The sequence below is a fragment of the Streptomyces sp. NPDC107517 genome, assembly GCF_055582645.1.
In genome coordinates, this window is the sequence record NZ_JBVJPM010000007.1 from 282,234 (window position 1) to 296,001 (window position 13,768).

16 protein-coding genes are annotated in these 13,768 nt (G+C 72.0%); 8 read left to right on the plus strand and 8 right to left on the minus strand.

The window, feature by feature from the left end; translation table 11 throughout:
• Positions 1-17: 17 nt before the first annotated feature.
• The 5 genes from ACZ67T_RS19255 to ACZ67T_RS19275 form a co-directional block, all read right to left on the minus strand.
• Positions 18-437, minus strand: a complete 420-nt coding sequence (locus ACZ67T_RS19255; RefSeq protein ID WP_469985403.1) for a TOBE domain-containing protein — start codon at positions 435-437, stop codon at positions 18-20.
• Positions 438-611: 174 nt separating this feature from the next.
• On the minus strand, positions 612-1,703 hold the full coding sequence (locus ACZ67T_RS19260; RefSeq protein ID WP_469985405.1) for an ABC transporter ATP-binding protein: 1,092 nt from the start codon (positions 1,701-1,703) through the stop codon (positions 612-614).
• 61 nt (positions 1,704-1,764) lie between these two features.
• Complete coding sequence (gene modB / locus ACZ67T_RS19265) at positions 1,765-2,646, minus strand: molybdate ABC transporter permease subunit (RefSeq protein WP_469985407.1); 882 nt, start codon at positions 2,644-2,646, stop codon at positions 1,765-1,767.
• Entirely contained in the window at positions 2,643-3,464 is an 822-nt protein-coding gene (gene modA, locus ACZ67T_RS19270; RefSeq protein WP_469985408.1) for a molybdate ABC transporter substrate-binding protein, read from the minus strand. The genes modB and modA overlap by 4 nt, the downstream gene beginning before the upstream one ends.
• A 71-nt stretch (positions 3,465-3,535) precedes the next feature.
• Positions 3,536-3,922, minus strand: a complete 387-nt coding sequence (locus ACZ67T_RS19275) for a TOBE domain-containing protein (protein ID WP_469985410.1) — start codon at positions 3,920-3,922, stop codon at positions 3,536-3,538.
• A 148-nt stretch (positions 3,923-4,070) separates the two neighbouring features.
• Between ACZ67T_RS19275 and ACZ67T_RS19280 the strand changes: the two genes are divergently transcribed.
• On the plus strand, positions 4,071-4,541 hold the full coding sequence (locus ACZ67T_RS19280; RefSeq protein ID WP_469985411.1) for a molybdopterin-dependent oxidoreductase: 471 nt from the start codon (positions 4,071-4,073) through the stop codon (positions 4,539-4,541).
• 185 nt (positions 4,542-4,726) lie between these two features.
• Here the strand turns inward: ACZ67T_RS19280 and ACZ67T_RS19285 are convergent, their stop codons facing one another.
• From ACZ67T_RS19285 to ACZ67T_RS19295, 3 genes are all read right to left on the minus strand, one after another.
• Positions 4,727-5,119, minus strand: a complete 393-nt coding sequence (locus ACZ67T_RS19285) for a TOBE domain-containing protein (RefSeq protein ID WP_389528142.1) — start codon at positions 5,117-5,119, stop codon at positions 4,727-4,729.
• Between the two features lie 22 nt (positions 5,120-5,141).
• Complete coding sequence (locus tag ACZ67T_RS19290) at positions 5,142-5,597, minus strand: GNAT family N-acetyltransferase (protein ID WP_469985412.1); 456 nt, start codon at positions 5,595-5,597, stop codon at positions 5,142-5,144.
• Between the two features lie 122 nt (positions 5,598-5,719).
• On the minus strand, positions 5,720-8,218 hold the full coding sequence (locus ACZ67T_RS19295; RefSeq protein ID WP_469985414.1) for a SpoIIE family protein phosphatase: 2,499 nt from the start codon (positions 8,216-8,218) through the stop codon (positions 5,720-5,722).
• 175 nt (positions 8,219-8,393) lie between these two features.
• Here ACZ67T_RS19295 and ACZ67T_RS19300 point away from each other — a divergent pair, with 175 nt between their 5' ends.
• The 7 genes from ACZ67T_RS19300 to ACZ67T_RS19330 all read left to right on the plus strand — a co-directional run bounded on the left by ACZ67T_RS19300 (position 8,394) and on the right by ACZ67T_RS19330 (position 13,760).
• The gene (locus ACZ67T_RS19300) at positions 8,394-8,804 is read left to right on the plus strand and encodes a RidA family protein (protein ID WP_469985415.1); all 411 of its coding nucleotides are present in this window, start codon (positions 8,394-8,396) and stop codon (positions 8,802-8,804) included.
• A gap of 73 nt (positions 8,805-8,877) precedes the next feature.
• Positions 8,878-9,525: a DUF1707 SHOCT-like domain-containing protein gene (locus tag ACZ67T_RS19305; protein ID WP_469985417.1), complete on the plus strand. Its 648-nt coding sequence runs from the start codon at positions 8,878-8,880 to the stop codon at positions 9,523-9,525.
• Positions 9,526-9,611: 86 nt separating this feature from the next.
• Entirely contained in the window at positions 9,612-10,256 is a 645-nt protein-coding gene (locus ACZ67T_RS19310; RefSeq protein WP_469985419.1) for a TetR/AcrR family transcriptional regulator, read from the plus strand.
• A gap of 127 nt (positions 10,257-10,383) precedes the next feature.
• Positions 10,384-11,346, plus strand: coding sequence for an alpha/beta hydrolase (locus ACZ67T_RS19315; protein WP_469985421.1), 963 nt, complete (start codon positions 10,384-10,386; stop codon positions 11,344-11,346).
• Positions 11,343-12,218: an alpha/beta fold hydrolase gene (locus ACZ67T_RS19320; RefSeq protein ID WP_469985422.1), complete on the plus strand. Its 876-nt coding sequence runs from the start codon at positions 11,343-11,345 to the stop codon at positions 12,216-12,218. The genes ACZ67T_RS19315 and ACZ67T_RS19320 overlap by 4 nt, the downstream gene beginning before the upstream one ends.
• 71 nt (positions 12,219-12,289) lie before the next feature.
• Positions 12,290-13,129, plus strand: a complete 840-nt coding sequence (locus tag ACZ67T_RS19325; RefSeq protein ID WP_469985424.1) for an alpha/beta fold hydrolase — start codon at positions 12,290-12,292, stop codon at positions 13,127-13,129.
• A gap of 61 nt (positions 13,130-13,190) precedes the next feature.
• Entirely contained in the window at positions 13,191-13,760 is a 570-nt protein-coding gene (locus tag ACZ67T_RS19330; RefSeq protein ID WP_469985425.1) for a GNAT family N-acetyltransferase, read from the plus strand.
• Positions 13,761-13,768: the final 8 nt, after the last annotated feature.

A 13,768-nucleotide genomic window follows, 5' to 3' on the forward strand; every position in this document is an offset into this window, starting at 1 on the left:
AGTTCGACGCCCGGCCGTCACGCGGTCGCGAGCGAGACCTCGGTCGACTTGATCAGGGCCATGACGGAGGTACCGGGGGCCAGGGCCAGGTCGGTGACGGCGTCCTTGGTGATCGCGGACGTCAGTTCGCCGCCCGGGACGCTGACCTTGACAGAGGCCATGGCGCCGCCCATGGCGATGTCGTCGACCGTTCCGGCGAGCTGGTTGCGGATGGACAGCCCTTCGACCCTGCTGGTGGCGAGGGAGACCTCCGTGGACTTGACCAGGGCGCGTACGGCGGATCCCTCGGTGAGGCCGAGGTCCTTCACGGCGTCCAGGGTGATCGCGGCGGTGATGTCCTGGCCGCCGTCGAGGCGGACCTTGACCGTCGCCATGGCTTCACCCGCGGTGATGCCCGTGACGCTGCCGGGAAGCTGATTGCGGATGCTCAGACTCATGCGGAACGCCTCACAGGAATGGTCTGGAATGTCAGGTTTTGGGCCTGCGTAAGCATCACCGTAGTCGGGTTGGGTGCGGCTGTGGGTGAGGCCCGTCGCATCTGCGAGGCGAGGGGGCGTGGGCGCCTGGCAGGTCGGAGGCGCCGAATCTGTTACGGGCCCGTGGGCGCCGAGTCAGGCGGGATACGCGTGCGTCTGCGCCGCCTTGACCGTGGCCCAGACCGGCGCGCCCGGGTGCAGGTCCAGCTCGGCTGCGGCGACCGTCGTGAGGTCGGCGGCGAGCTCGAGTTCCCCCGTGAGATCCGCGCGGATCTGGTCCCCGTGGGTCTCGAGCCCGGCGACCTGACAGCGCCACAGATTGCGGGCGCTGGTGCCGGTGGGCCGGTCCCGGTACAGGGTCACGGCGATCGGCGGGAACGCCACGAAGGCGGGTCCCGACAGCTCCTCGCTGGTCGCGATCTCCGGCCCGGAGTCGACCCGCACCACGTGCCCGTCGGCCTGCCCTTTGTAGAGGTTCAGGCCGACCAGCTGGGCGATGTAGTCCGTACGGGGGCGACGGGCGATGTCGGCGGGGGCGCCCTCCTGGACGACGCGCCCGTGCTCGATGACGACGAGCCGGTCGGCGAGCACCATCGCGTCCAGCGGGTCGTGAGTGACCAGTACGGCGACGGCCTCGAACTCGGCCAGGTGGCGCCGGAGGTGGGCGCGCACGTCGAGGCGGGTGCGGGCGTCGAGCGCGGCGAGCGGCTCGTCGAGGAGCAGCAGTCGCGGACGGGTGGCGAGGGCGCGGGCCACGGCCACGCGCTGGGCCTGGCCGCCGGACAGCCGGCGCGGCTTGGCGCCGTGGTGGTCGGCGAGGCCCATGCGGTCCAGCCACTGCGCGGCCTGATCGCGTGCCTCGGCCTTGGGTACGCCATGGCAGCGCGGGCCGAAGGCGACGTTGTCCAGGGCGCTCAGGTGGGGGAAGAGGAGGTAGTCCTGGAAGACCACGCCGACCGGCCGGGACTCGGGCGCCGTACGGTCCAGCGCGGCGCCGTCCAGGTGCAGATGACCACCCGTCAAAGGCGTGAGTCCCGCCAGCGCGCGCAGGGCGGTGGTCTTGCCGGCGCCGTTCGGTCCGAGGAGCGCGACCACGTCGCCCGGGGCCACCCTCAGGGCGACGTCGAGGCGGAACGTGCCGCGGTCGACGACGAGGTGGGCGTCCAGCCCTTCGGCGCGGATGTCGGCGGCGGGGATGCCGCCGGTGACCTGGTCGATGTGCGTCATGGGGCGGTCATCCGGTGGTCGGACGGTCCGGCGGGGACCGTGTGGGGGAGGGCAGGGCCGGTCATGACGCCGTCATCCAGCGGTCACGCAGCCCCGCGAGGACCGCGATCGACACGGCGAGCAGCACCAGGCTGAGGGCGATCGCGGCGGCCGGGTCGTTCTGGAGCGCCAGGTACACGGCCAGTGGCATGGTCTGCGTACGGCCGGGGAAGTTGCCCGCGAAGGTGATGGTCGCGCCGAACTCGCCGAGCGCGCGCGCCCAGGCGAGGACAGCGCCCGCTGCGATACCCGGCATGATCAGAGGCAGCGTCACCCTGCGGAACGCCGTGAAGCGGGAGGCGCCCAGCGTCGTGGCGGCCTCCTCGAACCGCGGATCTGCGGCCCGCAGCGTGCCCTCCACGGAGATGACGAGGAACGGCATCGCCACGAACGACTCCGCGACCACGACCCCCGCCGTGGTGAACGGCAGCGTGATCCCGAACCACGAGTCCAGCCACTGCCCGACGACACCGTTGCGCCCGAGCGCCAGCAGCAGCGCCACACCGCCCACCACCGGTGGCAGCACGAGCGGCAGCGTCACCAGAGCCCGGACGAAGCCGCGCCCGGGGAATTCCGTGCGCGCGAGCAGCCAGGCCAGCGGCACCCCGAGGACCAGGCTCACCGCCGTGGCCGCCGTCGCGCAGATCAGCGAGAGCTGGAGCGCCTGCCAGACCTCCGGACTTGTCAGCTGGTCCGGCAGGCTGCGCCAAGGGGCCCGTACGAGCAGGGCGATCAGGGGCAGCAGCAGAAACGCGAGGCCGACGAGGGCGGGCAGCAGGAGCGGGAGGGGCGCCCCACGTCCTCGGGCGCCCGGCCGGGCACGCCGACGCCGCGGCCCGGCCCCACGGGTGTCGCCACCCGTGAGGACCTCGGCCGCGGCCCCGGACTTGTCGAGCTCGGTCACGGCTTGAGGAACCCTGCCGCCGTCAGGACCTTCTGGCCCTCGGGGGACTGCACGAGCGCGATGAACTCCTTGGCCGCTTCGGCGTTCGGCGCGTTCTTCAGGAGAGCGATCGGGTAGTCGTTGATGGCGTTGGTGGACTCGGGGAACTCGACACCCTCGACCTTGTCGCCCGCGGCCTTCACGTCGGTCTTGTAGACGACGGCGGCGTCGGCCTCCTTCAACTCCACCTTCGTCAGGGCGCTCTTGACGTCCTGCTCGTACGAGGCCGGGGTGAGCTTGAGCTTGCTGGCGTCCAGCGCCTTCTGCGCGGCGGCGCCACAGGGCACCGTCTTGTCGCAGAGCACGACCTTGAGGCCGGACTTGGTGAGGTCCTTGAGGGAGGCGACCTTGTCGGGGTTGCCCGGCAGGGTCGCGATCTCCAGCTGATTGCGCACGAACGTCGACGGAGCAGTAGCCGCGTCCTTCTTGTCCGTCACGATCGCCATCGTCTTGGGGCTGGCGGCGGCGAACACGTCGGCCGGCGCGCCACCGGTGATGCTGGCGGCGAGGGTGTCGCTGCCGCCGAAGCTGAACGTCACCTTCGTGCCTGGGTGCGCCTTCTCGAAGTCCTTGCCCAGGGTTGTGAAGCTCTCCTTGAGCGAGGCGGCGGCGAAGACGGTCACCGTGCCCGTGAGCTTCTTGGAGGAGTCCGCGGACGCCGAGGGGGAAGAGTCCTTCTTGGAGGACGAGTCCGAGCCGGAGGAGCAGGCGCTCAGCGCCAGCAGCGCGGCGACGCCTATGCCGGTCACCTGCAGGGTCCGGCGCGCGTAACGGGTCATCACGGGGTTACTCCCTAGGGCTCTCTGGCGAAGAATCGGGCTGATTCTCCGCGAAGCGTCCGGCGGACACTTCAATGACTTTCGACGACCACGTTGGTCGATTTGATCACGGCGACGGCAGGCACACCGGGTTCCAGCTCCATCTCCTCGGCCGACTCCCGGCTGACCATGGCCACGATCCGGAAGGGTCCGGCCTGGATCTCCACCTGCGCCGACACATCCCCGAGGACCACCTCGGTGACGATGCCGGAGAGGCGGTTGCGCGCCGAGGATCCGTTGTTCGTCCGCTCGGTGCGGTGCAGTTCCCGGGCGAAGGACGCCAGGTCCGGCCCGGGGATGATCCGGCGGCCCAGTTCGTCACGCTCGGCATGCAGCTTCCCGCCGTCGACCCAGCGCCGAAGGGTGTCGGCGCTGACGCCCATCAAGGCGGCCGCCTCCCCGATCCGGTAGGTGCGCATGCACGGATCATACTGCCGCAGATGCGAGGCGGAAGTCTCTTGTTGCATCGCATGAGCTGGATCATGTGCAGGCGGGGGTAGGCATGTGCGTTTGTATGAGAGTGCTCCGGCCGCGGCCCGGGTACGGTCATTCGGGAGGTGGTAGTCCGTGCGTCGATCCCTTACGGCCGCCGGTCCGGTGGCAGAGCTCGCCCTGACCGGCGATGTCGCGCGCCCGGCCCGGCTGACGGTGCCCGATCTGCTCGACTGGCCGCAGCACGCGGCCCGGGTCAGCTTCGAGTGCGCCACCAGCGGCATCCAGGAACACAGCTTCGCGGGCCCGCTGCTGCACGACGTCCTGCACGACGCGGGACCCGGCTTCGACCCGGCCCGGCGCAAGGACCGCCTGCGGTTCCTGATCGCGGTGACCGGAGCCGACGGCCATCACGCCCTGCTGTCCTGGGCGGAGATCGACCCGGATTTCGGACGGGCACCCGTCCTGCTCGCCGTCACCATCGACGACACGCCCCTCGACCGGGCCGGCCCCCAGCTCGTCCTGCCCCAGGACCGCTGCGGGGCACGGCACATCAGCGGCATCAACGCGATCCGCGTGGACGGCCGCTACACGTCGTGGGCGTGACCGGGCCAGAGCGCCACCAGTACACGGGACCCGGGCCGGTACCGCCGGCCGGGTAGCGGTCGAGGAGAGCGTGCGCAGCGGTCGGTCGGCGGGCGCGTACACCTGCTCCCCGTCGACCGACCGCTCCTGAGGCCTGGTCGACCGGCGACTTCCGGGGCCGGTGAGACGGCCGCCGCCCGCAGACGTCAGGTGCGGTCGATGTGCACGTTCGTCGACTTCACGCGGGCGGTGGCCTCCGCGCCGACCTCAAGTCCCAGCTCCTCCACGGCCTCGCGCGTGAGCAGCGACACCAGCCGGTGAGGGCCCGCCTGGATCTCCACCTGGGCCGCCACATCGCCCAGCTTCACGGCGGTGACGATGCCGGGGAAGGCGTTGCGCGCGGAGGTGTACGAGATGTCGTCCTCGCCGCCGGTCCTGGCGACCTCGACCGAGAGGGCGGCGAGGTCCCTGCCGTCGATGAGCCGCCGCCCGCTCGCGTCGCGGTGGGTGGCCACTCTGCCCGCATCGGCCCATCGGCGCGCGGTGTCCGGGCTCACGCCGAGAAGCCGCGCGGCCTGGCCGATCGTGTAGGACTGCATACGCGTCAAGATAGACGAATAGTCAGGTGAGCCCGTCCTCGGCGAGTCGCATCGTGAACCACAGCGCGGGGTCCTCCGGCAGCACGTAGCGCTCCACTTCCACGAACCCGTGCTTCTGCGCGAACCGCACCCCGGCCACGTTGGACGCCAGGATGACCGTCTCGATGACGGCGGCGTCCAGCGTCCGCGCGTACGCAAGACCGTGGCGGTAGAGCACTTCGCCGAAGCCCTGCCGGCGGTGGCCGGGGAGTACGCGGGCGATCACCGTGGCCGTGGCGGTGTCGTTCGTCGGCGGGCGCACCGTCGTGCAGCCCACGAGGGTGTCGCCGAGGTAGGCGACTTCCAGATGGTTGCGGCCCACCCGCTCGCGCACGTCGTCGAGGGACAGTGGGTCGGCCGGGATGATCAGGTTGTGGACGTGACGCCAGTCCTCGATCAGGGCGTCGCCCTGCACCTTCGCTATGCGCAGATCAGTCATCGCAGCAGGAAATCGTGCGCATCGCCGCACGTCAACTGCATATCGGTACCCGGCAGTCGGTGATCGGGCGACCTCGCTGCGGCCTGGAGGGGATGCGGTGGCGCGGCGGGCGCGGCGCTGCCTCAGCGCGTGGTCTCCGTGGGCGGTTCGTAGGCCCCGGTCTCGGTGTCCGATTCGTCGCCGAGGGCCTGTTCGGCCCAGATGATCTTCCCTTCGAGGGTGTAGCGCGCTCCCCAGCGCTGGGAGAACTGGGAGACGAGGAACAGCCCGCGCCCGCCCTCGTCGGTGGTGCGGGGGTGGCGCAGATGCGGAGCGCTGGCGCCCGCGTCGGACACCTCGCAGATCAGCGCCCGTTCGACGATCAGACGCAGCCGGATCGGCCCGGAGGCGTACCGGATCGCGTTGGTGACGAGTTCGCTGACGACGAGTTCCGTGGTGTACGCGAGTTCATCGAGCCCCCATGCGGACAGCTGCTGGGTGACCTTCTTGCGTGCCTCGGCGACGACCGCCGGGTCGCTCTCCAGGTCCCACGACGCGACCTGCCCGGCGCCGAGACGGTGGGTACGGGCCATCAGCAGGGCCACGTCGTCGTTCGGGCGCGCGGGCACCAGCGCGTCGACGACGGCGATGCAGCGGCCCTCCAGGGACTGGCCGCGCAGCTCCAGGACATTGCGCAGGCGCTCCCTGCCCGCGTCGAGGCCGGGCTCGCGGCCGGGTTCCCGGGGGTCGATGGCGAGCAGTCCGTCGGTGTGCAGGGCGAGCACAGTGCCCTCCGCGAGGGAGAACTCGGCCGCCTCGAAGGGCAGACCGCTCGTGCCCAGCGCCGGCCCGATCGGGAGCTGGGGGAAGGAGACCTCGCCGTCCGGGGTCACGAGCGCGGGTGGGGGATGCGCGGAGCTGGCCATGGCGCACTGCCCGCTGACCGGGTCGTACACCACGTACAGACAGCTGGAGCCCACGGCCTGGACCGCGCTGCGGGCGTCCTCCTCGCGTGCGCCCCTGCTGACGAGGTCGTCGAGGTGGGCCAGGACCTCCTCCGGCGGCAGGTCCAGATCCGCGAGCGTCTGGACCGCGGTGCGCAGCCGCCCCATGGCGGCGGCGCCGTCGATGCCGTGGCCGGGGACGTCACCCACGACGAGGGCGACCCGGGCGCCGGACAGCGGGATGACGTCGAACCAGTCGCCGCCGAGGCCCGTCAGCTCGTCCGCGGGCCGATAGCAGGCGGTGACGTCCACCGCGTCCTGCTCGGGCAGATGGCTCGGCAGCAGACTCCGCTGCAGCACCAGCGCGGCGTCGCGTTCGCGTGTGTAGCGGCGGGCGTTGTCCACGCAGATCGCGGCCCGCGCGACGAACTCCTCCGCGAGCGCCAGATCCTCCGCGTCGAACGGGTCAGGACGGTCCCGCCGGAAGAAGCTGGTGACGCCCATCGTGATGCCGCGCGAGCGGATCGGCACGATCATCATCGAGTGCAGTCCGAGCTCCATGAGGAAAGCCGCCGGGCGGCCCGGGGCGGCCGCCGCCCAGTCCTCGGCCCGGGCGTCGACCCGCTCCTCCAGCCAGGACTCACCGCTGGTCAGGACCCGGACGGGGGGTGAATCCGCGTGATAGCGGACCGTCTCCCCGATGCGGACGACGGTCTCGGGGGCGCCGTCCCGCACAGACCGGTGACCCGCGCGCCGCAGCATCACCGTCTCGGAGTCATCCGGCGGCCCCGGCGTCGGCTCGGACCCTTCGAGCACCGACTCCAGCAGATCCACGGCGACGAAGTCCGCGAGGCCGGGCACCGCCACATCGGCCAGTTCCTGCCCGGTCTGCAGGACGTTCAGACTCCGGCCGATGTGCTCACCGGCCCGGTCAAGGAGGGCGAGCCGCTGCCGGGCCAGATAGCGGTCGGTGATGTCCATCGCCGTGTAGTACACGCCCAGGGGGTGTCCGCTGTCGTCGTCGAGCCGCGAGAACGACATGGCGTGGGCGACCTGGCGGTGCGGCTCGGACTGTACGCGGCCCACTTGCTCGTAGCCCACGATCGCTTCGCCCGTCTCCAGGACCTTCCGCATCTTCGCTTCGAGCCGCTCGGAGTCGAGCCCGGGCTGGATGTCCGCCAGCCTGCGACCGATGCGGTCCTGTGCCGGACCGCCGCCGAACTGTGCCAGCGCCTCGTTCGACCACACGTACCGCAGATCCGTGTCCACGATGGCGATCCCCAGGGGGGAGCGCGTGGCCATCTGCTCGAGCACGGAGCGGCTCATGTTCCATCCCGGCGCCCCCGTCAGGTCCGTCACGAGCGCGATCCAGCGCTCGGACCCCTGGCTGAGCTGCGCCTCGACGACGCGCACCATCAGGGTGACCGAGTGGCCGTCGCGGTGCCTCGCCGTCAGGATCCCGGACCAGCCGCCGCTCCTCCTGCATCGCTCGCTGAGCGCGGGAACCCGGGCCGCGTCCGCGGGCAGCAGCAGCTCGGCCACCTTCCGGCCCACGACCTCGGCGGCCGCGTACCCCAGCAGCCGCCCGGCTCCGCCCGACCAGCCGGACACCACCCCGTGCGTGTCGAGCAGCACCGGCGCGGCGTCCGCCACGTCGAAGCGCTGCTCGGTGGCATCGCTGTGCTCGCTCGTCCCCACGGTGCCCCGCTCCGTCCTGAAGGTGGCTTTCCTCTCCCGTCCATTCTTCACCTCGGGTGACGATGGCGGCAGCTGTTCGCCACCCGCACGCCTGCGCGCCGGGAAATTCCGGGGCGCCCGCCGGGGTTCCTTGCGAGGATGACCACCCGTCGTACCCGCTTCGAAGGGAAGCCACGTGCCCCGCGCCGTCTCGCTGATCCGCTCGTCCTCGCTGTCCGACGTCGCCGAGTACGCCTACGCGGCCACGGCGCCCGCGGAAGCGCGGCTGATCTTCCTCGCGGGGGCCTGTCCGCTGAACGAGGACGGCTCGACGGCCGCCGTGGGCGACTACGCCGGACAGGCGGCCAAGGCCGTGGAGAACATGCGGACGGCACTCGCCGAATCCGGCGCCACGCTCGGCGATGTCATCAGCACCCGCGTCCTCGTCGCGTCCACGCGCCGGGAGGACCTCGTGACGGCGTGGAAGGTGGTGCGCGACGCGTTCGGCGACCACGACGTCCCCAGCACGCTGATGGGGGTCACGGTGCTCGGGTACGACGACCAGCTCGTGGAGATCGAGGGCGTCGCGGCGGTACTGGACTCCTGACGGGGGCGGGCCGGTCGCGGGTGGCCGCTCGGGCCGGTTCCACGGGCGGCGGCCACGCCACTAGAGTGCCTCCATGCCGGGTGAAAACGTGCCAGACCGCCGCGAGCTGCGTGCGTCGCACGAGGAGCGCGACCAGGTCGTGGAGCGGCTGGCTGTCGCCGCCGGTGACGGCCGCCTGACCGCGGACGAGCTGGACGAACGGCTCGAGGCCGCGCTGACGGCCCGTACCCACGGTGAGCTGGCGGCCCTGCTCGCCGACCTGCCCGACGCCGGTCCCGCGTGGGCGGCCGGGGGCGCGGCCGCAACCCCGAGGGACGTGTCGCGGATCGTCGTCGACAGCGCGAGCGGGAAGCGGGACGGCGACTGGGTGGTTCCGAAGCGTCTGGAGATCGAGTCGAGGAGCGGTTCCGTCGTTCTCGACTTCACCCAGGCCGTCATGGCGGCGCCCACCCTGGAGATCGAGGTCGCGGTGCGCAGCGGTTCGGTGACGCTGCTGGTGCCGCCCGACGTCGTCGCCGACGTCGACGACCTGGCCGTACGCGGCGGCAGCGTGCGCCATCAGGCGCGGCCCGAGCCCGTGACGCCGGTCAGGCTGCGTATCCGGATGACGGGTGAGGTCCACAGCGGCAGCGTCACCATACGGCCGCCCAGGCCGCCCCGCCGCGGCTTCTGGCAGTGGCTGCTGCGGCGCCCGCGACCGGCGGCGGCGCTCCCTCGCTGACGGGACCCCGGTGGGACGTGCGGATCATGGTCCGCCCCCGGAGGCTATGGTCGGCCCGAGCGTTCGCTGCGCGAGGAGGACCGGCCATGGAAGCCGCCGACGTGAACACCCCTGCCGACGACGGCTCATCAGGACGGGCGGGCTACCGGCGGTCGGCCGGGTCGCCGCGCGGTGAAGCCCGGCGTCGGGAACTCCTCGCCCGCGTCACCGAGGACCTCGCGGTCAACGGGCTCGTGGACTTCTCGCTCCGGCGCGCGGCGCGAGCGGCCTGCACCACGCACAAGGTGCTCCTGTACCACTTCGACGGGGCCGACGACCTGCTCACGCAAGCGATCGTCCAACTGCGCGAGAGGCGCATCGCGAAGGCGCTGGCCACCGCCACCGAGGGTCACGACCGCAGGACGCTGGCGGACTGGGTACGCGCGGTCTGGCCGATCCTCGTAGGGGAGCAGGCGCGCGTGCTCGACCAGGCCATCGGGCTGGCGATGTACGACCCGGAACGCCATGCGGCGCTGGGCCGTGAGGCGTCGCAGCAGTATCTGCCCACTCTGCTGTCCGTGTGTCCCCGGCACTGGTCAGACCGTCGCAAGCTCGAGGTCGCCGAGATGGTCCTCGCCACGCTCCGGGGCTTTCTGGTGGACGCGCGGACCAGCGGTGATGCCGAGGGCGTCGCCGCCGGGTTCGAGGCGCTGACCCGCGCGCTGGAGCGGGAGGAGGCCGCGGAGGCGTAACCGCGGCGCTGGACGGCCCCCGATCCTGCCGGGCCCCGTGGGCGGAGACGTAGACACGTTGTGAACCACGTGGTTCACTTTTTGCGAGGGTGCTTCTCATCCAATCGGATCCACTCGGAGGCCGGTCATGCGGATGTCCATGGAGCGGGAGAAAGTCCGATTCCCCAGCGGCGGCACCGAGTGCGCCGCGTGGCACTACCAGGGGACGAACGGCGCGTGTGTGGTCATGGCGGCCGGCGGCGGGGTGACCAAGGAGCCGGGCACCGACCCGTTCGCGGCACGCTTCCACACCGCCGGGTTCAGCGTCCTGGCCTTCGACTACCGGCACCTCGGCGAAAGCGGGGGAGCGCCGCGCCAGATCCTGAACATCAGGGAGCAGCTCGCCGACTGGCAGGCCGCGATCGCGTGCGCCGCCGCCCTGCCGGAGGTCGACCCCGCCCGGCTCGCGGCCTGGGGGTTCTCGGCATCGGGTGGCCACATCTTCGAAGTCGCGGCGCGGACACCGCAGTTGGCGGCAGCGATCGCGCAGACACCGCTGGCCGACGGCCCCGAGGCGTCGCGCGGGGCGATGGCGTATCAGACGCCGTGGGGCATGCTGCGGCTCACTGTCAGGGGTCTGCTCGATGCCGCCCGTGGTCTCGTCGGACGCAAGCCCTTGCTGATGCCGCTCGCCGGGCCGCCCGGGACCGTGGCGATGCTCACCACGCCGGACGGCAACGACGGGGACCGGGCGCTCAACCCCGACAACCGCTACCCCGACTGGCGGCAGGAGGTCGCCGCCCGCTCAGCACTGAGCCTCAGCATCTACCGGCCGGGTCGCCACGCGTCCAAGGCGCGATGTCCCCTGATGGTCGTCGTGTGCGACCAGGACCGGTCCGCCCTGCCAGGGCCGGCCGTCGCCGCGGCGCGACGAGCACCGCAGGCAGAGACGGTCCACCTGCCGGGAGGGCACTACGCGCCCTTCATGGACGCGCACGAACCGGCGGTTGAGGCCGAACTCGCCTTTCTCCAGCGCCACTTGATCGATGAGGGACCTGATGGCGATGGTGTCGCGGCGACTGCTGATCCTTCGGTCCGGAGCCCGTCATGAGGGAGATCGAGCTCTCCGCGGGGACCATCGAGTACGAGGACACGGGCGGGCAGGCGGACGCGGATGCCAGTGGCCACACCGTCGTCTTCCTGCACGGCCTGATGATGGACGCCTCGCTCTGGGACGGACCGATCGCGGAACTGTCAGGCGAGCACCGGTGCGTGGCGCCGGCGCTGCCCCTCGGCGCACACCGCCGTGCGATGCGCACCGACGCCGATCTGTCGCTGTCCGGCGTCGCCCGACTCGTGGTCGAGTTCCTCGACCGACTCGACCTGCGCGACGTCACCCTCGTAGGCAACGACACCGGCGGCGCGCTCGTTCAACTGGTCATCTCCGAGGGCGCAGCCGAGCGTGTGGGGCGCGTGGTGCTCGTCTCGTGCGAGGCGTTCGACAACCTTCCACCGGGGCTGACCGGCAGAATGCTCGCTCGCGCGGGGAAACTGCCGCCACGGATGTTCGGGCTGTTCATGCAGCAGATGCGGTTCGGCGTGGTGCGGAGGCTGCCGGTCGCGTTCGGGTGGCTGACGAAACGGGGCGGCGCTGCGACCGGTCGGTGGATGAGGCCGGTCATCACGCAGCCGGAGATTCGCCGAGATGCCGTACGGATGCTGCGCGCGGTGTTCTCCGACACGCGCGTCCTGCTCAGGGCGGCGGAGCGCCTGCCGGGATTCGACCGGCCCGCGCTCATCATCTGGGCGCGCGACGACCGCGTGATGCCGCTCGACCACGGCCGGCGCCTGGCCGAACTCCTCCCGCACGGACGGCTGGTCGAGATCGAGGACAGCTACACCCTTGTCCCCCTGGACCGGCCGACCGAACTGGCATCGGCCGTAAGGGAGTTCACGCGTCTACCCGATCCGGATCCGCGCTGACGGCTCCTGGCCCCATCCACCGGGGGCCAATCCGCTTGCCATGATCGGCGCGCGGACCCGAGGATGACGCCATGCCCGCCTTCACCGCACCCGACGGCACCCGGCTCGCCTACCACGTCGTGGGGGAGGGTGAGCCCTTGATCTGCCTGCCCGGCGGGCCCATGCGCGCCTCCGCCTACCTCGGCGACCTCGGCGGGCTTGCGAAGCGGCGCCGCCTCGTCCTGCTGGACCTGCGCGGCACCGGCGACTCAGGCGTCCCGGCGGACCCGTCCACGTACCGCTGCGACCGGCAGGTCGACGACGTCGAGGCGCTCCGCGTCCAACTCGGCCTGGAGAACGTCGATCTGCTCGCGCACTCGGCTGCCGGAGACCTCGCGCTGCTCTACGCCGCCGGATATCCCGAGCGGGTCCGCACCCTCACGTTGGTCACCGCCCGCGCACGCGCCCTCGGTGTCGGCTTCACCACGGAGCAGCGACTCGAAGCGGCCGACCTGCGCGCGGACGAACCCTGGTTCCTCCGCGCACGCGACGCGTTCGGACGCGTCTGGGACGGCACCGCGACCGACGAGGACTTCGACGCGGCCGTCCCGTTCTTCTACGGGCGCTGGGACGCGGCCGCCGAGGCGCACGCCGCCGGCGAGGTCGACCAGACCAACGAGGAGGCGGCGGATGTCTACGCGTCCCCCGGATCCTTCGACCCCGCCGCGGCCCGCGCCGCCCTGACCGGGTGGGACGCGCGGGTCCTGGTCCTGGCGGGCGAGCGGGACGGCGGCCCGCTGCCCCGGGTCGCCGCCGCCGTCGCGGAGCTGTTCCCGCACGCCCAGCTGATCGTCCAGGAAGGCGCGGGCCACTTCCCGTGGGTCGACGACCCCGATCGCTTCACGGAGACGGTGGCCTCGTTCCTGGGATAGCCGCCGCCGTGCGTGCCGTGCGTGACCTGCGTGCCGCTCCTGCCGTGTCAGGATCGGTTTCATGATGTATCGCTGGGCTACCGAGGCCGACGCTCCCGCCATGGCCGCGCTGTTCGCCGCCAACCGCCGCGACGCCCTGACGGAACAGCAGCGGGAGGAACAGGGCTTCGTACAAGGGGGTTTCGACGCCGCCGCACTCCGCGTCATGGCCGCCGCCGGAACGCTGCTGGTCGCCGACGACGACGGTCGGGTGGCGGGTCTCCTCGCCCTCTCCGGCCCCGACGAACTGCCCGCACCACCGCCACCGGTCGCAGGGCTCCTCGCCGCGCAGGACTCGCTGCGCTGGGAGGGCCGTCCGCTGAGCGAGGTGCGCTGGCTGCTCTACGGTCCCGTGGTCGTCGACGCCGCCTACCGGGGGCGCGGGGTGGCGCGTGGCCTGTTCACCATGGCCGTCGAGGCGGCCGCGGCGCGGGCCGACGCGGTGGTCGCGTTCATCGAGTCCACGAACCGGCCCTCCTGGCGCGTGCACGTGGACGGGTTCGGTATGCGGCCCTTGGGCGAGTACGTGGTGGACGGTCGCGCGTACAGCGCGGTCGCGGCGGCGGCGGTGCGTGCGCCGGGTGGCGCCTGAGGGGTCCG